21 protein-coding genes and 1 tRNA gene are annotated in these 25,338 nt (G+C 66.9%); 12 read left to right on the forward strand and 10 right to left on the reverse strand.

All coding sequences use genetic code 11. The features are described 5' to 3' along the window. From ACFVMC_RS16935 to ACFVMC_RS16960, 6 genes are all read right to left on the reverse strand, one after another. Nucleotides 1-1,959, reverse strand: a complete 1,959-nt coding sequence (locus tag ACFVMC_RS16935) for a UvrD-helicase domain-containing protein (protein WP_379211182.1) — start codon at nt 1,957-1,959, stop codon at nt 1-3. A gap of 129 nt (nt 1,960-2,088) precedes the next feature. Next, a complete protein-coding gene (locus tag ACFVMC_RS16940) occupies nt 2,089-3,570 on the reverse strand; it encodes an RNA-guided endonuclease TnpB family protein (protein WP_379211184.1) in 1,482 nt (493 codons plus the stop codon). After that, a tRNA-Val gene (locus ACFVMC_RS16945) sits at nt 3,562-3,633 on the reverse strand. The genes ACFVMC_RS16940 and ACFVMC_RS16945 overlap by 9 nt, the downstream gene beginning before the upstream one ends. Before the next feature lie 32 nt (nt 3,634-3,665). Continuing rightward, nucleotides 3,666-4,142: a peroxiredoxin gene (locus tag ACFVMC_RS16950; protein WP_379211545.1), complete on the reverse strand. Its 477-nt coding sequence runs from the start codon at nt 4,140-4,142 to the stop codon at nt 3,666-3,668. 87 nt (nt 4,143-4,229) lie between these two features. Further along, nucleotides 4,230-4,652 carry a DUF3052 domain-containing protein gene (locus tag ACFVMC_RS16955; protein ID WP_379211185.1) on the reverse strand — a complete coding sequence of 141 codons (423 nt, stop codon included), beginning with the start codon at nt 4,650-4,652 and terminating at the stop codon, nt 4,230-4,232. A gap of 129 nt (nt 4,653-4,781) precedes the next feature. Further along, a complete protein-coding gene (locus ACFVMC_RS16960; protein WP_379211187.1) occupies nt 4,782-5,339 on the reverse strand; it encodes a hypothetical protein in 558 nt (185 codons plus the stop codon). A 366-nt stretch (nt 5,340-5,705) separates the two neighbouring features. Here ACFVMC_RS16960 and aceE point away from each other — a divergent pair, with 366 nt between their 5' ends. The 10 genes from aceE to ACFVMC_RS17010 all read left to right on the forward strand — a co-directional run bounded on the left by aceE (nt 5,706) and on the right by ACFVMC_RS17010 (nt 20,709). After that, nucleotides 5,706-8,504 (forward strand): pyruvate dehydrogenase (acetyl-transferring), homodimeric type, encoded by a 2,799-nt coding sequence (aceE, locus tag ACFVMC_RS16965; RefSeq protein WP_379211547.1) that lies wholly within the window; start codon nt 5,706-5,708, stop codon nt 8,502-8,504. Between the two features lie 45 nt (nt 8,505-8,549). After that, entirely contained in the window at nt 8,550-9,851 is a 1,302-nt protein-coding gene (locus ACFVMC_RS16970) for a PucR family transcriptional regulator (protein WP_379211549.1), read from the forward strand. A gap of 128 nt (nt 9,852-9,979) precedes the next feature. After that, the gene (locus ACFVMC_RS16975) at nt 9,980-10,894 is read left to right on the forward strand and encodes an ACP S-malonyltransferase (protein WP_379211189.1); all 915 of its coding nucleotides are present in this window, start codon (nt 9,980-9,982) and stop codon (nt 10,892-10,894) included. Nucleotides 10,895-11,011: 117 nt separating this feature from the next. Further along, nucleotides 11,012-11,311, forward strand: a complete 300-nt coding sequence (gene acpM / locus ACFVMC_RS16980; protein ID WP_069166942.1) for a meromycolate extension acyl carrier protein AcpM — start codon at nt 11,012-11,014, stop codon at nt 11,309-11,311. A gap of 10 nt (nt 11,312-11,321) precedes the next feature. Next, complete coding sequence (locus tag ACFVMC_RS16985; protein ID WP_379211191.1) at nt 11,322-12,572, forward strand: KasA/KasB family beta-ketoacyl-ACP synthase; 1,251 nt, start codon at nt 11,322-11,324, stop codon at nt 12,570-12,572. Between the two features lie 126 nt (nt 12,573-12,698). After that, complete coding sequence (locus tag ACFVMC_RS16990) at nt 12,699-14,132, forward strand: acyl-CoA carboxylase subunit beta (RefSeq protein ID WP_379211193.1); 1,434 nt, start codon at nt 12,699-12,701, stop codon at nt 14,130-14,132. Between the two features lie 215 nt (nt 14,133-14,347). Continuing rightward, nucleotides 14,348-17,149, forward strand: a complete 2,802-nt coding sequence (locus ACFVMC_RS16995) for a hypothetical protein (RefSeq protein WP_379211195.1) — start codon at nt 14,348-14,350, stop codon at nt 17,147-17,149. A 107-nt stretch (nt 17,150-17,256) separates the two neighbouring features. After that, entirely contained in the window at nt 17,257-18,528 is a 1,272-nt protein-coding gene (locus tag ACFVMC_RS17000) for an LGFP repeat-containing protein (protein ID WP_379211197.1), read from the forward strand. A gap of 32 nt (nt 18,529-18,560) precedes the next feature. Beyond that, nucleotides 18,561-18,821 (forward strand): hypothetical protein, encoded by a 261-nt coding sequence (locus ACFVMC_RS17005; RefSeq protein WP_379211199.1) that lies wholly within the window; start codon nt 18,561-18,563, stop codon nt 18,819-18,821. A 127-nt stretch (nt 18,822-18,948) separates the two neighbouring features. Next, entirely contained in the window at nt 18,949-20,709 is a 1,761-nt protein-coding gene (locus tag ACFVMC_RS17010; protein ID WP_379211201.1) for an Eco57I restriction-modification methylase domain-containing protein, read from the forward strand. A 34-nt stretch (nt 20,710-20,743) separates the two neighbouring features. Here ACFVMC_RS17010 and ACFVMC_RS17015 read toward each other — a convergent pair whose 3' ends face one another. The 4 genes from ACFVMC_RS17015 to ACFVMC_RS17030 all read right to left on the reverse strand — a co-directional run bounded on the left by ACFVMC_RS17015 (nt 20,744) and on the right by ACFVMC_RS17030 (nt 23,295). Beyond that, nucleotides 20,744-21,364: a TetR/AcrR family transcriptional regulator gene (locus ACFVMC_RS17015; RefSeq protein ID WP_379211203.1), complete on the reverse strand. Its 621-nt coding sequence runs from the start codon at nt 21,362-21,364 to the stop codon at nt 20,744-20,746. Nucleotides 21,365-21,452: 88 nt separating this feature from the next. Further along, a complete protein-coding gene (locus ACFVMC_RS17020; RefSeq protein WP_379211205.1) occupies nt 21,453-21,635 on the reverse strand; it encodes a hypothetical protein in 183 nt (60 codons plus the stop codon). Nucleotides 21,636-21,793: 158 nt separating this feature from the next. Further along, nucleotides 21,794-22,309: a gamma carbonic anhydrase family protein gene (locus ACFVMC_RS17025; protein WP_379211206.1), complete on the reverse strand. Its 516-nt coding sequence runs from the start codon at nt 22,307-22,309 to the stop codon at nt 21,794-21,796. A 26-nt stretch (nt 22,310-22,335) separates the two neighbouring features. After that, the gene (locus ACFVMC_RS17030; protein WP_379211208.1) at nt 22,336-23,295 is read right to left on the reverse strand and encodes a GlxA family transcriptional regulator; all 960 of its coding nucleotides are present in this window, start codon (nt 23,293-23,295) and stop codon (nt 22,336-22,338) included. A gap of 71 nt (nt 23,296-23,366) precedes the next feature. Between ACFVMC_RS17030 and ACFVMC_RS17035 the strand changes: the two genes are divergently transcribed. After that, nucleotides 23,367-24,134, forward strand: a complete 768-nt coding sequence (locus tag ACFVMC_RS17035) for an MBL fold metallo-hydrolase (RefSeq protein ID WP_379211210.1) — start codon at nt 23,367-23,369, stop codon at nt 24,132-24,134. Between the two features lie 58 nt (nt 24,135-24,192). Then, nucleotides 24,193-25,305 (forward strand): alanine dehydrogenase, encoded by a 1,113-nt coding sequence (ald, locus tag ACFVMC_RS17040; RefSeq protein ID WP_379211212.1) that lies wholly within the window; start codon nt 24,193-24,195, stop codon nt 25,303-25,305. Nucleotides 25,306-25,338: the final 33 nt, after the last annotated feature.

The following is a 25,338-nucleotide window of genomic DNA, read 5'->3' on the forward strand; positions in this document are numbered from 1 at the left end:
TCAGTCGGTTACGTAGGCAACCCAGAGAAAATCCCGGGCGCGGCTCAATGCCACCAGTGTCTGCCTGGCGATCAGTTCGGCCTGGTCCCGCACACCGCCACTGAGCGTGTGCAACGGCACCGGCTTCTCGGTGATGTGGAAGACACCGAGGAAGTCCATGCCCTTCGCGCGATGCACCGTCCCCACCTTGACCGCGGTGTGCTGCGTGCCGTCGTACCTTTCGAGCGCGAGGGTCTCGAGTCCGGCTTCGGTCAGCACCCGCTGGTAGTGTGCCGCGTCTCGGCGCGTACTCACTATGACGGCGACATTGGCGGACGCCAATCCCGAATCCTGAACCGCGCGGACCAATTCCACGTCGATATCCGCGCGGCGCACATGAAGCTCCACGGTGCTGCCGCCCTTGAGGACTCCGGGACTGTCGCGCAGCACGACACCGGGCCCCCCATCGAGATCGTCGACGGTGTTGCCGGCCTCGACGTTCTGCGAGAAGCGCAACACCTCTTTTCGATTGCGGTAGTTGGTCTTCAAGGTGCGACTGCGCGCACCGGGAAGCGGAATTCCAGCGTCCGACAGCCGCCAGCCACCCGGATAGACCTGCTGCTGGCCATCGCCGACGAGCAGAAGTTGCGCGTCGCCGCCGCCGCCGAGGATGGCGTGCACGAGGGCCAGCTCCATGAGGGTGAAATCCTGGACTTCGTCGACAACGACCATCGCATAGTCCTCGGTCTCGTCCAGCGGCCTGGCACGGACCTCGTCCAGTGCCTTGCGCACGACATCGGTGAAGTCGTCGAGTCCACGCTCGGCCAACCGCCGCCGGTAGGGCAGATAGAACTTCTGCCAGACCTCCTCGCGGCGTGCGGCTTCCAACCGGATTCCCTCGCGGCCGGTCCGCCGCACGGACCTGTAGTCCTCGAACCGGACGATTCCGCGACCCTGGATGACCCGGTTGACCTCATCGGTCCAATACTGGTGGTCGGTGTCGCTGATCCGGCCGAGCAGGTGGCGGCCCTGCATCCAGGCCCGCGCGAACGCGTCCCGCTGTGCGTCGTCGTCGGCGAGTGTGAACGGCACCGCGCGGCGTCGCAGAAACCGGGTCGTCCAGGCATGCAGGCCGACGAATTCGGCGCGATCGTGTGCGTGTGGTGCCAGGTGCGCGAATCCTGATTCGTGGTATGCGGGAAGCGTTTTGACAAAGCTGGTGAACAGCAGCCGCCCCGGATTGTGCTTGGCGAATCGTGCCATTCGATGGAGGGCGACGACGGACTTGCCGGTGCCGGCCGGACCGCTGACCCGGGCCGGGCCGTTGAACCGGGCATGCACCAGGTCCAGCTGTTCGGGATCGAGGAAGGTCATCCACTCCTGGAACGGGCGGGTCAGCATCTCGGCGCGCGCGCCTTCGTGCAGGTCCGCCTTCTCGAAAAGGCTGTCGGTGCTCGATGTTTCGGTGCGCGGAGCCTCATCGGTGGAAATCCAGGTATAGAGGCCGAGGCGGACGGAGGCGCGGGCGGCGATCTCGTGCGGGCGGTGCCGTGGCAGCTTGGTTTCCCCGCTGAGCAGGGCGTCGCGTATGGAGGAACCGTCGACGGCGAGGAACGGATCATGCGCGGCGGTATCGACCGCGCGGTCCATCGCCAGCATTACTTCCAGCATGTGCGGCACGAACTGATCCCGGCCCGACAGCAGGCCGGCGAAGGTTTCCTCGGCGTGCACGCGCAGACGGCGTAGTCGCTGGCGGTCCGGGACCTCGTCGATGAAACTCAGCGCGAACACGCCGGTGCGGCCGATCACGAATGCTGGTATCCGGTCAGGCGGGACCGCACGGTTCGCGACCAGAACCTGCCAGCCGTTCTCCATCAGCGGCGCAGCCAGCAGCCTGCGTTGTGACTTCGTCAGATGCGGTAGAGCATCCAGCTCTTGCTCAACCCAGCGCCGCCGCCGCTCCCGACCGATGTCCGCCACTGCATTCCCCCTAGCAACCGTGTTACGCCTCCATGATTGCCGAAGTGGTTGCGCTGCACAACAATCCGAGTAACTCTACCCGGTGACCGTTTGCGCAACGGATTGCGGAAAACCGGACGAATGCGTCGTCTACAACGAACCGACTCCGGGCTGCCCTTCACACGAACCATGCCGGACTGAGCGCGCAGAGGGGATCGAACCGTTGCTCATGAGCAGCCGGGTATCGCCACCCGGCATTGACCCCAGGGGTCTTCCCGTGGCGATACCCGCTGCCGATACGAGATCGGACTTACTCAGGTTTCCATCGGGCTCGTTTTCCGTCGCGGCGCAACTCGCCGAGGACGTGGTGCAGCCAGGAACTGCCAGACTCGCCAGATTTCGGGCGGCGTTGAGATCGCGGTCCAGCACCAGTGGGCAACGATCGCATCGGAAGATGCGTTCGGACGGACGCAGTTTGGCTTTCACCGCGCCGCAGGAGTTACACGTTTTGGAACTGGGATAGAACCGGTCCGCGACAATAAGCCGGGTGCCCCGCCAGGCGCACTTGTAGTCGAGTTGGCGTCGCAGTTCGCCCCACGCGACTCCCGCGATCTGCCGGGACAGCCGGCGATTGCGAGCAAGTCCGGCGACATGCAGGTCTTCGATCACAATGGTGTCGGCAACGGCTACGAGCGCCGAGGTGAGCTTGTGCAACATATCGGCGCGCTGATTGGCGATGTGTGCGTGAATCCGCGAAATTTCGGCTCTGGTAGCCGTCCACCGTTCGGATGGCGTCGCCCGGGTGCGCTTGTCAGGCCCGCGACGACGTGCTGCGCGACGCTGCAGACGCCGAAGTACTGCCAGATGGGTGACTCCGAGATCGACACCGATAACTGGAAGACTCCGGCCGCTCACGAGGGTGCGAGTAGGCGCGACTTCCACCGAGAAGGATACGAACCATCGTCCCCGTCGTCGACTGACAGTCGCCGAGCGGATCCGAGCTGTGCCGCGACCGATATGGCGCGCCAGCTTCCGGGTCGACTCCAGGGTTCGAACAGTGCCGATGCGGGGTAGCCGCACGTGTCTGCGATCTGTGTCGGTAAGGCCGAACGCGCCGGTCGTGAATCGGCACGACTGCCGTCCGTGCTTCGACCTGAACTGAGGAAACTTGCAGCGGCGGCTGTGGACCGGCGTAGTTCTCGCCTCAGCCCACCGCCGAAGTCCGGCTGCCAGATTGGCCAGCCCGCTGGCGTAGGCCTCCTTGGAGTTCTCGGGCCACCACGCGGCGACGGTGGGTTTGGCTCGATTCCACGCTTTGCGCAACGCGTACGCCGACCAGTTCAGGCTCGGGGCGAGGTCGGCATCGCGAATCCCGTAGGTGCGTTCGGCTTCCCGCTGTGCGAGATTCGCTTTCACCCGGGCAAGACCCCAATTGAAGGCGAACCGCTGGGCTCCGCAATGCGATTGGAGCGCGTCTTCCTGTACAGGGGTGGGATCGAGCGCGAAGACATATGCCCTGAGGACGCGGCATTGAGGATCTGGAGTGGTGTTTCCTGCTGGAGCCTGCACCGCATCCCCCCGGAACGAACCGCAAATGATAGGGAAAGCCTGATCGTCGAACTGTGGGCGCACGCGGGATCGAACCGCGGACCGCTGGTGTGTAAAACCAGTGCTCTACCGCTGAGCTATACGCCCCTACCGCTGATCGAGTAGATCGACGGCACGGGTTATGAATCTAGCGCGGCGAGCGCTTTCTCCCAAGCCGCCTGGTCACGGGGCTCTCCGGGGCCGTTCATTTCGGAGAAGCGGATGTGGCCGGTCTTGTCGACGACGAAGGTGCCGCGGTTGGCGAAGCCGGTTTTCTGGTTGAAGACGCCGTAGGACTGGGCGACGGCGCCGTGCGGCCAGAAATCGGAGAGCAGGGGGAAGACGTAGCCCTGTTCGGCGGCCCAGATCTTGTGGGTGGGCGGCGGGCCGACGGAGATCGCGAGGATCTCGGCGTCGTCGTTCTGGAACTTGGGCAGCTCGTCGCGCACCTTGCACAGCTCACCCTGGCAGATGCCGGTGAAGGCGAGCGGATAGAACACGATGAGCACGTTCTTCGCGCCGCGATACGACGACAGCGTGACTTCCTGGTTGTTCTGATCCTTCAATGTGAAATCCGGTGCGAGCGCACCGATCTCCAAGGGTCCGTCCAGGGCCATCCGCGCGTCCTCCATCGTGTCGGGTTCGCCGGGCGACAAGCGCATCGCCCGGCGAAACCATAGCGAATGGGTGGGCGTTGCCTGTACTCAGCGCTGCTTGGACGGCGCCTTGGGCTGTACGAGGCGACTTCCGGTCCAGCCGCCCAGGGCGATCGCAGAGGTCTGCGTCAACCCCGCCGTGGGCGCGGATTCGGCGATCTCGCTCGGATCGACATGGCCAGGTTTGCCGGTCTTGGGGGTGAGGACCCAGATGACGCCGTCGTCGGCCAGCGGGCTGATGATCTCCATCAACTCGTCGGCCAGATCGCCGTCTCCTTCGCGCCACCAGAGCAAAACGGCGTCGACCACCTCGTCGGTGTCATCATCCACCATTTCACTGCCACTGGCTTCCTCGACATCGGCCCGCAGGTCGTCGTCGGTGTCCTCGTCCCAGCCCAGTTCCTGGACAACCATGCCGTGAGTAATGCCAAGCTTCTGAGCGTAGTTCTGCGCGTCCGCCGCGGCGACCACGGTGGTGTCCTCCTCAAATCCCGAGACAATAGGTAGTTGCAAGCGAACATGGTTATCGGCCCGAGCGCAAGCCGATCGGCCGAATTTCCGTCGAATGTCGCGGGTGCATCTCGGGTTTTCGGTCGGTTTTCAGCGTTTGGGGCACGCTTCGCGCACCGCGGTGCGCGCGTCGTTGACCTGCTTGCTTGCCTCGTTGAGGCCGCCGACGGGGGCCGTATAGGACATTTTCCGGGTCTCCTCGGCCAGCAGCCGGGCCGCCGAGACGTATGCCGAAAATTTACCGGCAAGATCATCGGGGAGTGCGCCGGCGGCGCCGTTGATGCCGGCCTCTACCTTGTTCGCGGCGTCCTCCAGGGTCTGCGCCGCCCCGTCCCGCTTGGCGGCATAGTCGGGGGCGTTCGAGTCGTGCGCGTCGACGAAATCGTTGTAGGCCTTGACACCGACCCCGGTGGTGGTCGGAAACTGTGCGCAGTTCTCGTCGATCGCCTGGGTCTGCGCGGCGGCCTTGCGCGAGGACGTCGCCGCCGCCGAGGAGGCCGCCGCCTCGGTCTTGTACGCCTCCACGTCGGCGATGTTCGGATTGGCCACTCCGTCAACCCGATTCGCGCAACCCGCGACGGTCAGACCGGCAGCGACCGCGGCGGCCGCGCACACGAGTCCGAATCGGCGTGGATCCAGCAGCTTCATCACTCTCCCCGCGTCTCAATGGTGTCTGGGTGCTATCGCTCAGCTCGAGTCGGGGCCGGAAAAACTACCGGGTAACCCGCTGCGGAGGAAACCGTACTGGATTTCCTGCTGACATGATGACCTGGGACGCGCCTTCGGCCAGGATGGAAGGTGCGCCCGACCTTACGTAGACGGGTGGTTCGCACACCATAGCGGCCCGCCCGGGGATACAGACGCCAACCAGCTTGTCCACCCCCTGTACGAGGAGCAGATTTGACCGACCTGATCCACTCTTCCGCCGCAGCGAAATCCGCTGCGCCGAATTCCGAACCGGCAGCCGCCGAGCCCGCCCCACAGGCGTCGCATCAGGCCGCGGCCCGGGTTCGGGTGATCCGCGAAGGGGTGGCGTCCTACCTACCGGACATCGACCCGGAGGAGACCAGCGAATGGCTCGAGTCGTTCGATGAGATGCTCGACCGGGAGGGCCCGGGACGCGCGCGCTACCTGATGCTTCGCATGTTGGAACGGGCCGGTGAACGCCGTGTCGCCATCCCGTCACTGACGTCCACCGACTACGTCAACACCATTCCCACCGAGAACGAGCCGTGGTTCCCCGGCGACGAGGAGGTGGAGCGGCGCTTCCGCGCCTGGATCCGCTGGAATGCCGCGATCATGGTGCATCGCGCCCAGCGCCCGGGTATCGGTGTGGGCGGCCACATCTCGACCTACGCGTCGTCGGCGGCGCTGTACGAGGTCGGTTTCAACCACTTCTTCCGCGGCAAGGATCATTCCGGCGGCGGTGACTCGATCTACATCCAGGGTCACGCGTCGCCGGGCATCTATGCCCGCGCCTTCCTGGAGGGGCGGCTGTCCACCGACCGGATGGACGGCTTCCGCCAGGAATACAGCCACGGCGGCCCGGGCCACGGCCTGCCGTCGTACCCGCATCCGCGGCTGCTGAACGATTTCTGGGAGTTCCCCACGGTGTCCATGGGTTTGGGCCCGATGAACGCCATCTACCAGGCGCGGTTCAACCACTACCTGCACGACCGGGGTATCAAGGACACCTCCGATCAGCATGTGTGGGCGTTCCTCGGCGATGGCGAGATGGACGAGCCCGAGTCGCGTGGCCTGATCCAGGTGGCCGCCAACGAGGGCCTGGACAACCTGACCTTTGTGATCAACTGCAACCTGCAACGCCTGGACGGCCCGGTGCGCGGCAACGGCAAGATCATCCAGGAGCTGGAGTCGTTCTTCCGGGGCGCGGGCTGGAATGTCATCAAGGTGATCTGGGGCCGCGAGTGGGACGCGCTGCTGGGCGCGGACCGCGACGGCGCGCTGGTGAATCTGATGAACACCACGCCCGACGGCGATTTCCAGACCTACAAGGCCAATGACGGCGCCTACGTGCGCGATCACTTCTTCGGCCGGGATCCGCGCACCAAGGCCCTGGTGCAGGATCTGTCCGACGAGGGCATCTGGAATCTGAAGCGCGGCGGTCACGACTACCGCAAGGTGTATGCGGCGTACGCGGCGGCGATGGCGCACAAGGGTCAGCCGACGGTGATCCTGGCCAAGACCATCAAGGGCTACACCCTCGGCAAGCACTTCGAGGGCCGCAACGCCACGCACCAGATGAAGAAGCTGACGTTGCAGGACCTCAAGGATTTCCGCGATCTGCAGCGCATCCCGATCTCGGATGCCGAGCTGGAGAAGGATCCGTATCTGCCCCCGTACTACCACCCTGGTATGGAGGCCCGCGAGATCCAGTACATGCTGGATCGGCGGCGCGCGCTGGGCGGGTTCCTGCCCGAGCGGCGTTCGTCGGCAAAGCCGCTGCAACTGCCCGGCGACGAGGCGTACAAGTCGGTGCGCAAGGGTTCGGGCAAGCAGAACGTCGCCACCACCATGGCGCTGGTCCGTTTGATGAAGGAACTGCTGCGGGACAAGGAGATCGGCAAGCGCATCGTGCCGATCATCCCCGACGAGGCCCGTACCTTCGGTATGGACTCGTGGTTCCCTTCGTTGAAGATCTACAACCGCAACGGGCAGTTGTACACATCGGTCGACGCGGAATTGATGCTTGCCTACAAAGAGAGCACCGTCGGGCAGATCTTGCACGAGGGCATCAACGAGGCCGGTTCGACCGCGTCGTTCACCGCGGCGGGCACCTCCTACGCCACCCACGGCGAGCCGATGATCCCGCTGTACATCTTCTACTCGATGTTCGGGTTCCAGCGCACCGGCGACGGCCTGTGGGCCGCGACCGATCAGCTCGCGCGCGGTTTCGTGCTCGGAGCTACCGCCGGGCGAACCACGCTGACCGGTGAGGGTTTGCAGCACAACGACGGCCACTCGCTGCTGCTGGCCTCCACCAATCCCGCTGTGGTCACCTACGATCCGGCCTTCTCGTTCGAGCTGGCCCACATCGTGCGTGACGGTCTGCGCCGGATGTACGGCGGCGGGCAGCCGCCGGCCCTGCCGTACGCGGTGCCCGGTACCGAACCGCGGGAGCGCCCGGCCACCGATACCTTCGGCGGCGAGGATGTCTTCTACTACATCACCCTCTACAACGAGCCGTACCAGCAGCCGGCCGAGCCCGAGGGCCTGGACATCGACGGTCTGCTCAAGGGCCTCTATCTCTACAAGCGCGGAGGCGAGGGCGAGGTGCGCGCCCAGATCCTGGTCTCGGGCGTCACGGTGCCCGACGGCCTGCGCGCGCAGGAGCTGCTGGCCACCGAGTGGGGTGTGCAGGCCGATGTCTGGTCGGTGACCTCGTGGGGTGAGCTGCGCAAGGAGGCGCTGGCCAAGGAGATCGCCCAGCTGCGTGACCCGAGCGCCGATATCCCGCAGCCGTACGTGACCGAGGCGCTCTCGCGTGTCTCGGGCCCGTACATCGCGGCCACGGACTGGATGCGGGCGGTGCCCGATCAGGTCCGCAAGTGGGTGCCGGGTGATTTCACCACGCTCGGTACCGACGGTTTCGGTTTCTCCGATACCCGTCCGGCCGCACGGCGCGTGTTCAACGTCGACGCCCAGTCGATCGCGATTGCGGCGCTGGACGGGTTGGCGCGTACCGGAAAGCTGGATCCGGCCAAGGTGGTCGAGGCGGCCGCGAAGTACCGCATCGATGACGTGGACGCCGCGCCGAAACCGGCGGCCGATTCCGCCGAGGATCTGGCATAGCGGACTATTAGGAACGTGGACCGTAAACCGCCGCGGCCGCGGAGGATCTCCGAGGGCTCATCCGAGCACGAGGTGTATCTGCCCACGGGCGCGCTCTCCCCGAACCGGCAAACCCGCGACCCGCTCCCGGACACGCTGCTCAAACGTGTGAAGCAGTTCTCCGGGCGCCTCTCCACCGAGGCGGTCGGGTCGATGCAGGATCGGTTACCGTTCTTCGCCGATCTGGACGCCGCCCAGCGGGCGGGTGTGCAGATGCTGGTGCAGACCGCGGTGGTGAACTTCCTGGAGTGGCTGCAGGATCCGGATAGCGATATCCGGTTCACGCTCGATGCCTTCCAGGTGATTCCGCAGGACCTGGCGCGGCGGCTGACGCTGCGCCAGACCGTGGACATGGTCCGGGTGGCCATGGAGTTCTTCGAACAGTGGCTGCCCGCGCTGGCGCGCAATGATCGCCAGTTGCAGGCGTTGACCGAGGCGGTGCTGCGATACGGGCGTGAGCTCGGTTTCGCGGCCGCTTCGGTGTACGCCAGCGCCGCGGAGTCGCGCGGCGCGTGGGATACCCGCCTGGAGGCGCTGGTCGTGGACGCCGTGGTGCGCGGCGATACGGGCCCGGACATGCTGTCGAGGGCCGCGACCTTGAACTGGGATGCCACCGCGCCGGCGACGGTGCTGGTGGGTACGCCGCCGGAGGACCAGGGGGTGGGCATGGTGGGTTCGGTGCACACCATCGCCGCCCGGCACAGCCGCTCCGCGCTCGCGGTGGTGCAGGGCGCCCGGCTGGTGATGGTGGTCAGCGGTCAGCTCGGCGAGAACGGCTATGCCACACCGTTTCTGGCGGACCTGCTGGGTGAGGTGTTCTCCGACGGCCCGGTGGTGATCGGGCCGACCATGCGCACGCTGGGCGCCGCGCACGCGTCGGCGGTGGAGGCGCTGGCCGGAATGGAGGCCGTGGTCGGCTGGCGCGGGGCGCCGCGGCCGGTGCACGCGGCCGAATTGTTGCCCGAACGAGCCTTGTTGGGCGATCGGGCTGCGGTGGAGGCGTTGAACGAGTATCTTGTGCTCCCGTTGGCCGCGGCAGGATCGTCGCTCGCGGACACGCTCGATGCCTATCTGGATTGCGGTGGCGCGGTCGAGACGTGTGCCCGTCAGCTGTACGTCCATCCAAATACCGTTCGCTACCGACTCAAACGGATCGCCGAGATCACGGGCCGCGATCCGATGAATCCGCGGGATGCCTATGTGCTCCGGGTCGCGGCAACAGTGGGTCGTTTGACACGAACTCGTAACGAACCGTCAACATCAGCCCCAGACGCCTCGCATGCACCCGTGGGCCACGAGGGCCTGTAACGCAATCGGCGAATCGGTCGATCGGGACAACCCACTAGGGCTTTTGTGGAACCCCTACAAAACCCTTCTCAAACCTTCATTCGCGTCGACATCAGTAGAGACCCATCCCACAGTGTTTTCTTAGAGGCGTGATCGCGATGTTCGCCCCTGGACAGGGGTCCCAGACACCCGGCATGCTCGCGCCCTGGCTCGACCTCCCTGGCGCGAACGATCGGCTCGCCCTCTGGTCTTTGGCCTCCGGCCTGGACCTGGTCCGTCTCGGCACCACCGCGACGGCCGAGGAGATCACCGACACTGCCGTGACCCAGCCGCTCGTGGTAGCCGCCGCGCTGCTTGCGTTCTCGCATATCGACGCGGACCTGATTCCGGCCGACACCATCGTGGCCGGGCATTCGGTCGGTGAGCTCGCCGCCGCGGCGGTCGCCGGAGTCCTCTCCGCCGACGACGCCGTCGCGCTGGCCGCCCTCCGCGGTGCGGAGATGGCCAAGGCGTGCGCGCTGGAGCCGACCGGAATGTCCGCGGTACTCGGTGGCGACGAGGCCACCGTGCTGCAGCGGCTCGCCGAACTCGATCTGATTCCGGCCAACCGCAACGCGGCCGGGCAGATCGTGGCCGCGGGCAAGCTCGAGGCCCTGGCCGAACTGGCCGCCAACCCGCCGGAGAAGGCGCGCGTGCGCGCCCTTCCGGTCGCGGGCGCTTTCCACACCGAGTACATGGCTCCGGCCCAGGACGCGGTGGCGGAAGCGATCGCGCGGATCACCCCGAGCGAGCCGGTCCGGACCCTGCTGTCGAACTTCGACGGCAAGCCGGTCGCCTCCGGCCGCGACGCGGTCGACAAGCTCGCCGCCCAGGTCACCCGGCCCGTCCGGTGGGACCTGTGCACCGGAACCGTCCGCGCCGCGGGCGTTTCCGCGGTGTGGGAGCTGCCGCCGGCCGGCACGCTGGTCGGTATCGCCAAGCGCGAGCTGAAGGGCACGCCCACACTGGCCCTCAAGACCCCCGAAGACCTCCCCGCGTTGGCGGGGTTCACCACCGCCGGTTAGCTTTCCTCCCGCGACTGCATATCGCGCGGTTGTGACCGAGTCGGTGATAACCATCGCCGCACTCGAAACGAAACACTCCACAAGCCCTACAAAAGGAAACAAGAAGGGAGCCACCAAGTGGCCGCTCTGACCCAGGAACAAATCGTCGAGGAACTCGGCAAGATCATCGAAGAGGTTACGGGTATCGAACCCTCCGAGGTGACCATCGAGAAGTCCTTCGTCGATGACCTGGACATCGACTCGCTGTCCATGGTCGAGATCGCCGTGCAGACCGAGGACAAGTACGGCGTCAAGATCCCGGACGAGGATCTGGCCAGCCTGAAGACCGTGGGTGACGCTGTCGCCTACATCCAGAAGCTCGAGGCGGAGAACAGCGAAGCCGCCGCGGAGCTCAAGGCCAAGTTCGACGCCGAGTAGGGCCGACACAGTGACCACTCCTTCCACCTTGAACGGGAATTTCCCCAACGTCGTCGTCACTAGCCTGGCGGCGACCACGTCGATCGCGGGCGACGTCGATGCGACGTGGAAGGGACTCCTCAACGGCGAGAGCGGTATCGACGTTCTCGAGGATTCCTTCGTCGAGGAATACGGCCTTCCGGTCCGCATCGGCGGCCACCTGAAGGTCAACCCGGACACCCTGCTCGAGCGGGTCGAGATCCGTCGCATGGCGTATGTCGAGCGGCTCGCGATGGTGCTGGGCCGCGAGGTCTGGCGCAACGCGGGCAGCCCGGAGGTCGATCCGGAGCGGCTGGGTGTGGCTATCGGTACCGGGCTCGGTGGCGGCGACGCCCTGATCGACTCGGTCGACAAGCTGAAGACCGGTGGCTATCGCAAGATTTCGCCGCTGGCCGTTCAGATGGTCATGCCGAACGGCCCGTCGGCCGTGGTCGGTCTCGAACTGAAGGCCCGGGCAGGAGTGGTCACTCCGGTCTCGGCATGCTCGTCCGGCTCCGAGGCCATCGCCAACGCGTGGCGGATGATCGCCATGGGCGACGCGGACATGGTCGTCACCGGCGGCGTCGAGGGCTACATCGACTCGATTCCGATCGCGGCGTTCAGCATGATGCGCGCCATGAGTACCCGCAACGAGGACCCGAAGGGCGCCTCGCGTCCGTTCGATCGGGATCGCGACGGGTTCGTTTTCGGCGAGGCCGGTGCGCTCATGGTCATCGAGACCGAGGAGCACGCCAAGGCTCGTGGCGCCACCATCCACGCGCGTCTGCTCGGTGCGGGCATCACCTCCGACGGTTACCACCTGGTCGCCCCGGACCCCTCGGGTGATGGTGCGGCGCGGGCGATGACCCGGGCTATGCAGACCGCCGGTCTGACCAAGCAGGACATCACGCACGTCAACGCGCACGCGACCGCGACGCCGATCGGCGATACCGCGGAGGCGAACGCGATCAACAAGGCCGTGGGCAACCACGCGTCGGTCTACGCGCCGAAGTCGGCGCTGGGCCACTCGATCGGCGCTGTCGGCGCCCTCGAGTCCGTGCTCACCGTGCTCAGCATCCGGGACGGTATCGTGCCGCCGACGCTGAACCTGGAGAACCAGGATCCGGAGATCGATCTCGATGTGGTGCACGGGGAAGCCCGGCGCCAGGAGATCGAGTACGCGATCAACAACTCCTTCGGCTTCGGTGGGCACAACGTGGCGCTCACCTTCGGCCGCGCCTAGTCGCATACGACTGCGTTTCAACGATCCCCGGTCGGGTTCGGGCAGTTCTGCCCGAGTCAGGCCGGGGATCGCCATTTAGCGGCCGCGGTAGCGGCGCACTTCATTGATCATCGAGGAGAAAACGCGATGACTTCCATGGCTCCCGCGTTTCAACCGGATACCGAGACCGACCCGCGCGATCCGCTGGTGCGGCTGCAACGGTTCTTCGACCCCGGCACGGTGTTGCCGCTGCACCCGCGCGACCGCTCCGGCGTGCTGGCCGCGATCGGCGAGGTCGACGGTGTGCGCACCGTGGCCTACTGCTCGGACGCGACCGTGATGGGTGGCGCGATGGGCGTGGACGGCTGCAAGCACATCGTCGACGCGATCGACACGGCTCTCGATTCCGCGGTGCCCGTGGTGGGAATCTGGCATTCCGGTGGCGCGCGGCTGGCCGAGGGGGTCGAGGCCCTGCATGCGGTCGGCCTGGTCTTCGAGGCCATGGTGCGCGCGTCCGGCCGGATTCCGCAGCTGTCGGTGGTGCTCGGTTTCGCGGCCGGTGGCGCCGCCTACGGTCCGGCGCTGACCGACCTGGTGATCATGGCGCCGCAGGGCCGGGTCTTCGTGACCGGTCCCGATGTGGTCCGCTCGGTCACCGGCGAGAACGTGGACATGGAGACCCTCGGCGGTCCGGTGACCCATGGGAAGAAGTCCGGCGTCTGCCATATCGTCGCCGACAGCGAATCGGATGCGCTGCATCGTGCGCGCCGGCTGGTGTCGATGTTCGCCGAGCAGGGGGAATTCGATCTGGCCGCGGCGGCGCACGGTGATGTGGATTTGAAAGCGCTGCTGCCGGAATCGGCGAAGCGGGCCTACGATGTGAAGCCGCTCATTCACGAATTGCTCGACAATGTCGATGGGGAAAGCACTTTCGAGGAGATCCAGGCCGGGTATGCCCGGTCGATGGTGGTCGGTCTGGGGCGTCTGGGCGGTCGCACGGTCGGTGTGCTGGCCAACAACCCGCTGCGCCTGGGTGGTTGCCTTAATTCCGAAAGTGCCGAGAAAGCGGCACGTTTCGTGCGCCTGTGCGATGCGTTCGGTATTCCGCTGGTGGTGGTGACCGACGTTCCGGGTTATCTGCCGGGCGTGGGGCAGGAGTGGGAGGGCGTGGTGCGTCGCGGCGCGAAACTGTTGCACGCCTTCGCCGAAGCGCGGGTTCCGCGCGTTACCCTGGTCACCCGGAAGATCTACGGCGGTGCCTATATCGCGATGAACGCGCGTGCGCTCGGCGCCACCGCGGTGTACGCGTGGCCGGGCTCGGAGGTCGCGGTCATGGGCGCGAAAGCCGCGGTCGGTATTCTGCACAAGAAGGCGCTGGCCGCGGCGCCGGAGGCGGAACGTGAAGCGCTGCACCAGCGTTTGACCGCCGAGCACGAGCAGATCGCGGGCGGTGTCGACCGCGCGGTCGCGATCGGCGTGGTGGACGAGGTCATCGATCCGGCCCGGACCCGCAGCACGATCGCCGCCGCGCTGGCGGCCGCGCCCGCACGGGCGAGCCACCACAAAAACATTCCGCTGTAACGCGACAAAAAGGACTGGGCCCCGGGATATTTCCCGGGGCCTTTTTCTTTGTGAATTGCCGCACGGCGAATTCGACACCGGTTGGTGTATGCCCTGCTTTCCGGAAACCGCCTGCTGGCGGCGGGTTTCATGCATCCTTTGTGCCTCGGATGCTTGAAACACAACGCGGGTATGCCGAAAGGTAGCCAAAACGTTTCCTGGACAAACTCGGCACCGTGTTTGAATGGCCGAGTGTGGAACCGGATTCAGAAATAAATGGCCGGGACAAACTGATCAATGGAGGCATCATGGCCGACAATGAACGCCGCAAACCGCCTGCTGAGCCGGTACACGTGGTCGATAAGGCGGTGGATCGCCCCTACACCGTGGAACGGCTCGTCGAACGTCCGGTCGAGAAGGTGGTCGACAAGCCGGTCACGATGGAGCGGGTGATCGAGCGGTTGGTCGTCGACACCGTCGATCGGGTCGTGGACAAGCCGGCCCAGGTCAGCCGTCTGGTGGAGCGCCCCGTGGTCACCGTCACCGACGAGGTGCGCGACAAACCGGTCAAGATCAGCCGAGTGGTCGAGCGGCCCCGCGTCACCGTGACCGATCAGGTGGTGGACAAGCCGGTCACCGTAACCCGCCGTGTGGAGAAGCCCGTGGTGACGGTCACCGATCAGGTCATCGACAAACCGGTAAAGGTCACGCGCACAACCGAACAGCCCCGCGTCACCGTCACCGATCAGGTGATCGACAAGCCGGTCGAGCTGACCCGCACCACCGAGAAGCCGGTGGTGACGGTGACCGATCAGGTGGTGGACAAGCCCATTCGGGCCACCCGCCGGATCGAGAAGCCGGTGGTGACGGTCACCGATCAAGTCGTGGACAAGCCGATGACGGTGGGCCGCCGGATCGAGAAGCCGGTCGTCACCGTGACCGATCAGGTGGTGGACAAGCCGGTCGCGGTCTCGCGCCGGATCGAGAAGCCGGTGGTGACGGTCACCGACCATGTCGTGGACAAGCCGATGACGGTGGGCCGCCGGATCGAGAAGCCGGTCGTCACCGTGACCGATCAGGTGGTGGACAAGCCGGTCACCATCACCCGCGGCATCGAGAAGCCGATCGTGTCCATGACCGACAAGGTCACCGACAAGCCCGTGCGCCTGGAGCGCACTATCGAGCAGCCGATCGTCAATATCGTCGACAAGGTCACCAACAAGCCGGTCGACGTGCAGCGATTGGTCGAGAAGCTGGTCGTCAACGTGGTCGACAACGTGCAGAGCCGGCCGGTCGAGGTGCAGCGACTGGTGGAGAAGCTGCTGGTCGACATCAAGGACAAGGTGGTCACCAAGCCGGTCACCGTCGAGCGCCGGGTCGAGAAGCCCGTGATCAATGTGGTCGACAAGGTGGTCGAGATCCCCGTGCAGAAGTTCGTCGAGCGGGTGGTCGAGAAGCCGGTGGAGAAGATCATCGAACGGGTGGTGGAGAAGCCGGTCGAGAAGGTGGTCGAGAAGATCATCGAGGTGCCGGTCGAACGCATCGTCTACAAGACGGTGGAGAAGCCGGTGACCCGCACTGTCGAGCTCATGGTGGAGAAGCCGGTGATCAAACGGGTCGAGGTGCCGCGCGAGGTGGTGGTCGAGAACATCGTGCAGCGCCCGGTCGAGAAGGTGGTCGACCGGATGATCGAGAGCGTGATCGAGAAGCCCAATATCGTCGAGAAGACGGTGGAGCGCCCGGTGGACAAGGTGGTGGAGCGGGTCGTGGAGAAGCCGCACATCATCGAGAAGACCGTCGATCGCCCGGTGGACAAGGTGGTGGAGCGGGTTGTCGAGAAGCCCAACATCATCGAGAAGGTGATCGATCGGCCGGTCGAGCGCATGGTGCAGAAGGTCGTCGAGAAGCTCAATGTGGTCGAGAAGGTCGTCGATCGTCCGGTGGACCGGGTGGTCGAGAAGGTGGTCGAGCGGCCCAACATCATCGAGCGCACCATCGACAAGGTGGTCGACCGCATAGTCGAGCGCGTGGTGGAGACCCCGAACGTCATCGAGAAGACCGTCGACCGTCCGGTGGACAAGGTGGTCGAGCGGGTGGTGGAGAAGCCCAACATCATCGAGAAGACCATCGACCGTCCGGTGGACAAGGTGGTGGAGCGGGTGGTGGAGAAGCCCAACATCATCGAGAAGACCATCGACCGGCCCGTGGACAAGGTGGTCGAGAAGGTCGTCGAGACACCCAACATCATCGAGAAGACGGTCGATCGCACGGTCGATCAGGTGGTGGAGAAGGTGGTCACCAACCCGAACGTGGTCGAGAAGGTGGTGAACAAGCAGGTCGATCAGGTGGTGGAGAAGGTCGTCACCAACCCCAACGTCATCGAGAAGAAGGTGGACCGGACCGTCGACCAGGTGGTGGAAAAGGTGGTGGAGCAGCCCAACATCATCGAGAAGACCATCGACCGGCCCGTCGACAAGATCGTCGAACGGATGGTGGAGAAGCCGAACATCATCGACAAGGTGATCGACCGCCCGGTGGACAAGATCGTCGAAAAGGTGGTCGAACGCCCCAAGATCGTCGAACGGGCGGTCGAGCAGCCGGTCGAGAAGGTGCTCGAGAAGACCGTCCAGGTCCCGCGACTGGTCGAGAAGGTCGTGGAGAAGCCGGTCGACGTGCTGGCCGAGCGGATCGTCGAGCGCCCGGTCGAGCAGATCGTCGAGGTCGTCGTCGAGAAGCCGGTGCTGGTGCACCGATACGTGGACAAGCCGGTCGAGCGGGTCATGGAGCACGGGCAGGAGACCGTTACCACGGTGGTGCACGAGGACAAGGGCGCCGCGCGTGAGGTGCGGGCGGTGGTCCGTGAAGGTGAGCCGCGCGAGGTCGAGTTCATCGAGCGGCGTACCGGCAAGCATCCCATCGGCGGCATTCTCGGCAAGGCGTCCGATGTCTTGCCGAGCGAGGAACTCGTCCGGGACCCGCGCTCGGCCGAGCAGACCGACCGGGACGACGCGGATCGGGATCATCGTCAGCACCACTGACGATCGCGCGGGCGGTGGTGATCCGGAACGGATCGAGGGAAGGCCGCCGCCCGCGAACTCGACCGACCAGAAGGCAAATCCCCAACCCTGGCAAAGGAGCTTCGGTGATGTCGGATTCGATGCGGTTCTCAACTCTGGCAATGGATTTCGGTGATCGAAAATCCTGGCGCGCCCGTGGGCTCGCACTCGGCGCCGCGGCACTGCTCGGCTCCGGTGCGCTCCTGGGCGCGGCCCCGTTCGCACACGCGCAGGACGTGTCTTCGGAGGCCAGTCAGGCGATCGATGCCCGCTACACCGATTTCGGTGGCGCCGGGTCGTTCTGCGGCCAGCCCACCGGGGCGGCGACCACGGTAGCGGGCGGCGCCATGCGCGGCTACCAGGGCTGCAACATCTACTACTCGGCCGACACCGGCGCGAAGGTGATGTACGGCGACATCCTCGCGAAATACCAGGCGGTAGGCGGCCCGGAGGGTTCGCTGGGCTTCCCGACCAATGACGAGAGCGGCACCGGCGACGGCCTCGGCCGTTTCAATAATTTCGCCGCCGAAGGCGGGGCGGCGATCTACTGGGGCCCCGACAGCGGCGCGCACGTGGTCGAGGGCAAGGTGCTCGACGCCTGGCGGACCAGCGGCGGTGTGGCCGGGCCGTTCGGTTACCCGACCGCTGACGTGACCGATACCAACGGCGTGATGACCGGCATGTTCGCCGGCCCCGGCGGCACCGAGATCCAGTGGTCCGAGGCCGACGGCACGGTCACCGTTCCGCCGGAACTGGCCGCGACGCTGCCCGGATTCAAGGCGCCGGCCGCCCCCGGCATGGAGGCGCCCGCCCTGCCGCAGGTGCCGAACCCGGATGTGGCCGCGCCGACGGTGAACACCGACACCTCCTCCGGCGGAATCAACCGGTGGTGGGCGGTGCCGATCGGTTTGGCGATCACCGCCGCCGCGGGCGCGCTGCTCGGCCTGATGGGCCGCCGCCCGGCCACCACGGCCCGGGTCGATCGCCCGATGCCGGTCCGGCCCGCGACTCCGGCTGCCCGGCCCGCCGCGCCGCGGGCGCCGGAACAGCCGCGATACAACACATCTCCGCCGCGCCCGGCGCCGAACGCACCGCGTCCGGAGTACAAGGCGCCCCGGGTGGACGTGCCGAAGAGTCAGCCGTGGTCCGCGGCCCGGCCCGCCTACGAGGCGCCGAAGCCACCCACCGGACCGCGCATGGTGGAGCGCGAGCACGACACGCCGATGACCGCCGGCCGGCACGCGTTCACCGGCGACAAGCGAGCGGCCGACACCGAGATGACCGTCACCTACGAGAACAACGCCGTCGGTGCCAACCAGCGCAGCTGGGAGGACAAGAGCGATACCGAGCACAACCGCTAGACCTCACGATCCCCGAGTAGAAGGGCAGTGCGATGGAATGGATTCTGGGACTCCTGGCTGGTTTGGTCGGCGGCAATCTGGCCGGCGCGAAGAGCAACCTGGGCATGGCGGGCAACAGCGCGCTCGGTGCGGTGGGCGGTGGTATCACCGGCGCCATCATCCAGGCGGCCACCAGTAGCGGCCTGGACTTCGGCCAGGTGCTCGGGCAGATCGCGGGCGGTGGTGTGGTCGGCGCGATAGTGACCGCGATCGGCGCCATGATCACACGTGGTCGCGGCACGCACACGCATTGATCGCTGTCGAGAACATCGGCGCGCCCGTGGTGGGCGCGCCGATGCACGTTCGGAGGTGGTTTCGGATGTCAACGCAGACACCACAATCCGAGGCGCGCCCAGGGCGCACTGGGGCACAATCCCTGCCATGAGCGCGGCGCGGGAGCGCAAACGGCACGGGCGGCACTACACGCCGCCCGTGCTGGCGCGCTTTCTTGCGACGCGGCTGCTCGCGCATGTGCCGCCCGGCGAGGTGCTGCGGGTTCTCGATCCGGCCTGCGGTGACGGGGAATTGCTGCTGGCCCTGCGCCGGGAAGCAGCTGTGCGACTGCCCGACGTGCGTCTCGAACTGACCGGGTACGACCTGGACGGGACCGCCATCGAGCTGGCCCGCTCCCGGGCGGGCGACGAGATCGACTGGCACAGAGGCGATTTCCTTGCTGTAGCGACACGACTACCGGCGGCCGCGTTCGACGCGATCATCACCAATCCGCCCTACGTCCGCACCCAGCAGCTCGGCGGTGCCACCGCCCAGCTGCTGAGCCGTCGTTACGGATTGACCGGCCGCATAGATCTCACGCATCCGTTCGTCGCCGTCGCACCTCGGCTGCTGGCTTCCGGCGGTGTCCTCGGCCTACTGTGTGCCAACCGCTTTCTCACCACTCGTGCGGGCTCGAACATCCGCGCCATCCTGCGACGCGACCTGGCGCCGGTCGAACTATACGACCTGGGCGACACCAAACTATTCGATGCCGCTGTGCTGCCCGCCGTCACCATCGCCCGCCGCGCCGCCGCACCGGTCAGCTGTCACTTCGCCTCGGCCTACCAGGTCGAGCGGCCCGGAACCACCTGCGATCTCGACCTTTTCGCCGCCCTGATCCAGGATTCGCCCTGCTTGATCGAACACGGCGGCCGCACCTTCGCCGTGGAGATCGGTACCTTGTCGACCGGCGCCGGTGGTGCTGAACCCGAGGTGGCGGAGCCCGCACGCACCCGGTCGGGAATGGCGGTCGACTTCGCCGGGACGGATCTCGATTCGGGCGGTGGTGGGGGCGAATCCGGTGCTGTTGCCGGTGATTCGGGGCGGGGGTGGCGGATGTCGCGGCCGGGGGTGGATGCGTGGCTGGCGGGGGTGCAGGAGGGGACGTGGAAGACGTTCGGGGAGGTGGGGCGGATTCGGGTGGGGATCAAGACGACGGCGGATCGGGTGTTCATCTCCGATCGGTGGGGGCAGGTGGAGCCGTGCCCGGAGGCGGAGCTGCTGTTCGAGCTGATCACCCATCATGATCTGGCGCCGTGGCGGATCGTGCGGGAGCGTGATACCCGGGTGCTGTACCCCTACGACATCACCCAGGCGCGGCGGGTGCCGGTCGACCTACGCGAATTCCCACGCGCCGCAGGCTATTTGCAGCGGCATCGGGAGGCGCTGGCAGGACGGAAGTACGTGATCGAGGGCGGGCGGGAGTGGTTCGAGATCTGGGTGCCGCAGCGTCCGCACCTGTGGCAGGTGCCGAAGTTGGTGTTCCCGGACATCAGCGTGCGGCCGCGTTTCGCCCTCGATCGCGCCGGGGCGGTTGTGAACGGGGACTGCTACTGGATCTCGCTGGCCGACATCGGTGCCGAGCGGCTCGCGTATCTGCTGATGGGAGTGGCGAATTCGGCGCTCGGGTTGCGTTTCTACGACGCCGTCTGCGGCAATCGCCTCTATTCCGGTCGGCGGCGCTGGATCACCCAGTACGTCTCCCGGCTACCGGTGCCTGATCCCGATTCGCGCGCTGCCGCCGAAATCATCGCCCTGGTGGGTGAATTCGTCGACGGCCGAGCGCTCGACCCGGACGCGCAGCGAACGCTCGACGAGCGCGTCGCCCGAGCGTTCCCGTCCGCCGGGGATTCGGGGCGCGGGTGCTGACCGATCGGCTCCCGCCACCAGCAGGCCGGACGGCTCAGACAGTGAGACGGACACCGACCATCGGAAGCAGTGTGCGGCGGGCGAATTCGCGTCCGGCGGCAGGATCGGCGAGCGGGATCAGGCCGTCCGGGGTCAAGGCGAGCGAGTGGGCAAGCCGGGCCATCACCTCGGCGACCAGGTCGGCGTCGAAATCCCCGTCGGCGGGGCGCAATTCGCGCAGTTTGCCGGCCAGATAGGTGCGGCCGACGGCGAGGATGGGCCCGGCCTCTGTGGTGAGGCGGGGCAGGATCAGGTCGGGTTCGGTGCCCAGCAGCCGGCGCAGCAGCGCGTTACCGGCGATGGCGCCGATGAACGCGACGAAGATCTCGACCAGTTGGTCGTCGGGCCCGCCCGCGATGCCCTGTACCCGCTTGTCGATCTCGGCGACGAACCGCTGTGCCTCGCGCACGCTGACCGCCTCGACCAGATCGTTCTTGGATTCGAACCGGCGGTAGAGGGTGGCGGGACTGATGCCGGCGCGGCGCGCGACCTCGCCCATGCTGGTGCGTTTGATCCCGAAGTCCAGGAAGGCCGACAGCGCGCTTTCCAGTAGTTTCTCACCGTCGGCGACGGGTTTGTCCAGGATGCGCTGCAGGATGGACGGAACGTTGGGCATGGGGCTCCAGTCGGTTGGCCGGATGGTGCGCCGCAGCGACGGTGCTGGTGCGGATGTTCATTATTTCACCCGCACCGCCCGCTGTGCCCTAACCGCGTGGTAGATCGAACGCGGCCATCTCCTGTTCGATCGCATTGGCCGCGAAATCTATACCGCTGGAACGTAATTCGTGCACCCTCCGGTGCAGCGCCTCGATCCCCCCGGGCTGTGCCGCGATATCGGCAACCGAGATGCGTCCTTTTGTCCGGTGCATCAGTTCCCCGTGCGCCACCGTGATACCTCCTGCTGCTACACGCCTGCCTCGGACGTGTCCCCGGGCGACGGTTCAACGTCTCGGCCAAAGCCCCCGGGACGCCGGGCACGCAGGCAAAATGTTATCAGCGGTTCTTGCTGGACGCTTGATCAGTGTGGTCTGTATCACAGCAATCTTCACACGCTCTTCGCATCCCGGTGCGCGGCCGTGTTGTGCAGGTATACCGCGCAGTTGAGCCGGATCCGCTCCAGCTCGGGCTCGGTCAGCTCGCGGCGCACCTTGCCCGGCACGCCCGCCACCAGCGAGCCCGGCGGAATCTGCGCACCCTCCGGGATCAGGGCATTGGCCGCGATCAGACTGCCCGCCCCGATCGCCGCGCCGTTGAGCACGGTTGCGCCCATGCCGACGAGCACATCGTCGCCGACGGTGCAGCCGTGCAGAATCGCGTTGTGCCCCACTGAAACTCCCGCGCCGACGGTGAGCGGCATGCCCGGGTCGGCGTGCAGGACGCAGCCGTCCTGGATGTTGGTCCTGGCTCCGACGCTGATGTCCTCCAGATCGCCGCGCAGCACGGCGCTGTACCAAATGCTCACCTCGGCGGCCAGGCGCACCCGCCCGATCACGGTCGCGTTCGGCGCCAGCCACGCGGTCGGGTCAATCTCCGGCGCCACTCCGCCGATCTCGATCATCATTCGGGCAACCTAACTCACCCGCGAGCTCAGGCCACCGCGGCCCGGCGGAACAGCGCCCGGTGCGCGGCCGGGCTGGTGCCGAGAATGCGGTGGAAATGATGGCGCAGGCTCACCGCGGTGCCGAACCCGGTCTCGGCGGCGATCCGGTCCATGGTGTCGTCGGTGGTTTCCAGCAGCAGCCGGGCCCGGTCGGCGCGCTGCGACAGCAGCCACTGCTGTGGGCTGGTGCCGGTGCGGTCGCGGAAGCGGCGGGTGAAGGTGCGCCGCGACATCAGGGCCACCCCGGCCCAGCGATCCAGATCGATCGGATCGCCGAGATGCGTTCGGGCCCAGACCATCGCGTGCTCCACCGGATCGTCGTCGGCGGCGTCGGGCACGGCGACCGGGATGTACTGGGCCTGTGAACCGCTGCGGTGCGGCGCGGTGACCAGTGCGCGGGCCAGATCGGTGGCGGCCCGGCTGCCGAGGTCGTGCCGCACCAGATGCAGACAGCAGTCCAGGGCGGCGGCGACACCCGCCGAGGTGATGATGTCGCCGAGATCGGACCACAGCGCGTCGGCACGCACGCGGATCGCCGGGTAGGCACGGGCCAACTCGTCGGCGGAGTGCCAGTGCGTGGTGATCTCGCGCCCGTCGGCCAGACCACTGGCGGCTATCGCCCACGCGCCGAGGCACAGGCCCACGATCCGGGCGCCGCGAGCGTGCGCGCCGCACAAGGCCGTACGCAACTCGGGGGAGATGCCCGCGCCGCGGATCCAGCTCGGGATGACGATCGTATCGGCGGTCTCGAAGGCGGACAGGCCATGGCCGACGTGGATATCGAAACCCGCGGGCGTGCCGAGGGTGCCGGGCTGCTCGGCGCAGACCCGCACGTCGTAGGCGCGGCCCGGAGCGCGGCCCGCACCGACCCGCCCGAACACCAGCGACGGCACGGAGAGATGGAATGGACTGATGCCCTCGAAGGCGAGAACGGCCACGCTATGCATGGCCCGATATTAGCGAAACGCGGCTCACGGGCCACTGTTCGCCGATCCCGCGGCGGCGCAAGATCATTCCCATGACCGAGACGATCGCACGCACCAGCCTCCAGGCCCTGCACATCGGCGGCCCCACCCTGCGCTTCCGGTACGGCGGGCTGACCTGGCTCACCGACCCCACCTTCGACGCGCCGGGCGAATACCCGGGCCCGATCACCCTGCACAAGCTCACCGGGCCCGCGGTCGCCGCCGACCAGGTCGGCGCGGTCGACATCGTGCTGCTCTCGCACGACCAGCACGCGGACAACCTGGACACCTCCGGCCGAGAATTCCTCGCCTCGGTCGACACCGTGCTGTCCACACCCGACGCGGCGGCCCGCATCGAGGGCGTGCGTGGCATGGCGAACTGGGAGACCGCGACCTTCGGCCCGGTCACCGTGACGGCCGTGCCCGCGCTGCACGGACCCGAGGGTGCCGAAGCGCTGGCGGGTGTGGTGACCGGATTCGTCCTCCAGGCGCCGGGGGAGCCCACGGTGTATGTCTCCGGCGACAACGCCTCGGTCGACCTGGTCGCCGAGATCGCCGCGCGGATCGGCCGGATCGATATCGCGGTGCTGTTCGTCGGCGCGGCCAATCCGGGCCGGTTCGGCGATACCGATGTCACCCTGAACGCGCGCACCGCCGTGCAGGCGGCCCAGCACCTGGATGACGCGGTGATCGTGCCGGTGCACGCCGAAGGCTGGGGGCATTTCAGCGAAACCCTGGAATACCTGGCGCGCACCTTCGAATACGCCGGGCGCAGCGCCCAATTGCGGATTCCGCCGCTGGGCCGCGAAATCGCGGTCTGATCGAAATTCCCCTGCGCGCCGTCCTCGCGACAGGCCGCGGCTGGGCCACGATGGCGATATGCGGATCGCGGTTCCACGGGAGGTCAAGGAGCAGGAATTCCGGGTGGCGCTGACCCCGGCGGGTGTCGCCGAATTGGCGCGCGGCGGGCACGAGATACAGATCGAAACCGGGGCTGGAATCGGCTCCGGTTTCGCTGACGCCGAGTATGTGCGCGCCGGGGCGCGCATCGCACCCGATGCCGACGCCGTGTGGGCGGCGGAGCTGGTATTGAAGGTGAAAGAACCACTGCCGCAGGAGTATTCCCGGCTCCGGCCCGGGCAGACGCTCTTCACCTTCCTGCATTTGGCGGCCTCGCGGGACTGTACCGAGGCGATCCTCGGTTCGGGCGTCTCCGCGATCGCCTACGAGACGGTGCGCCTGCCGAACGGTTCACTGCCGCTGCTGGCGCCGATGAGCGAGGTCGCGGGCAAGCTGGGCGCGCAGGTCGGGGCCTACCACCTGATGGCGCCGCTCGGCGGGGCCGGTGTCCTGCTCGGCGGGGTTCCCGGGGTGCGCTCGGCGCAGGTGGTGGTGCTCGGCGGCGGCATGGCGGGAACCAGTGCGGCGACGGTGGCCGCAGGAATGGGCGCCCGGGTCACCGTTCTCGATACCGATCTCGCGCGACTGCGGGCGCTGGATGCGCAATTCCACGGGCGGATCGGCACGGTCGCCTCGAATGCCGCCGAAATCGAACGGGCGGTGCAGGCCGCGGACCTGGTGATCGGCTCGGTGCTGGTGCCGGGCGCGCGGGCGCCGAAATTGGTGTCCCGGGAATTGGTCGCGACTATGCGCCCGAACTCGGTGCTGGTGGATATCGCCATCGATCAGGGCGGGTGCTTCGAGGGTTCACATCCGACCACGCACGCGAATCCCACCTTCCGGGTGGCCGATTCGCTGTATTACTGCGTAGCGAATATGCCGGGCGCGGTGCCTCACACCTCGACAGTCGCACTGACCAACGCGACCCTGCCCTATGTCCGTACCCTCGCCGACCTCGGCCTCCGAGCCGCCGTCGCCGCCAAACCCGAACTGGTGCCGGGGTTGACCGCGACCGAGGGCACGTTGTTGTCCGCGGAAGTCGCCGCTGCCCACGGGCTGACCGCGGCGCGATGGTCCGACTCGGCTGGCTGAGCACTCGATGCGCTGCGCCGCCGGGTCCGGCCA

It is taken from the genome of Nocardia sp. NPDC127579 (genome assembly GCF_042672005.1).
Lineage (GTDB): Bacteria > Actinomycetota > Actinomycetes > Mycobacteriales > Mycobacteriaceae > Nocardia.

Bases quoted from the DNA above. Each gene is read 5' to 3' on its own strand.
- ACFVMC_RS16950 (WP_379211545.1), bottom strand. From the start codon at position 4,142: ATGGCCCTGGACGGACCCTTGGAGATCGGTGCGCTCGCACCGGATTTC.
- ACFVMC_RS16960 (WP_379211187.1), bottom strand. From the start codon at position 5,339: ATGAAGCTGCTGGATCCACGCCGATTCGGACTCGTGTGCGCGGCCGCC.
- ACFVMC_RS16990 (WP_379211193.1), top strand. From the start codon at position 12,699: ATGACTTCCATGGCTCCCGCGTTTCAACCGGATACCGAGACCGACCCG.
- ACFVMC_RS17000 (WP_379211197.1), top strand. From the start codon at position 17,257: ATGTCGGATTCGATGCGGTTCTCAACTCTGGCAATGGATTTCGGTGAT.
- ACFVMC_RS17005 (WP_379211199.1), top strand. From the start codon at position 18,561: ATGGAATGGATTCTGGGACTCCTGGCTGGTTTGGTCGGCGGCAATCTG.
- ACFVMC_RS17010 (WP_379211201.1), top strand. From the start codon at position 18,949: ATGAGCGCGGCGCGGGAGCGCAAACGGCACGGGCGGCACTACACGCCG.
- ACFVMC_RS17015 (WP_379211203.1), bottom strand. From the start codon at position 21,364: ATGCCCAACGTTCCGTCCATCCTGCAGCGCATCCTGGACAAACCCGTC.
- ACFVMC_RS17025 (WP_379211206.1), bottom strand. From the start codon at position 22,309: ATGATGATCGAGATCGGCGGAGTGGCGCCGGAGATTGACCCGACCGCG.
- ACFVMC_RS17030 (WP_379211208.1), bottom strand. From the start codon at position 23,295: ATGCATAGCGTGGCCGTTCTCGCCTTCGAGGGCATCAGTCCATTCCAT.
- ACFVMC_RS17035 (WP_379211210.1), top strand. From the start codon at position 23,367: ATGACCGAGACGATCGCACGCACCAGCCTCCAGGCCCTGCACATCGGC.
- ald (WP_379211212.1), top strand. From the start codon at position 24,193: ATGCGGATCGCGGTTCCACGGGAGGTCAAGGAGCAGGAATTCCGGGTG.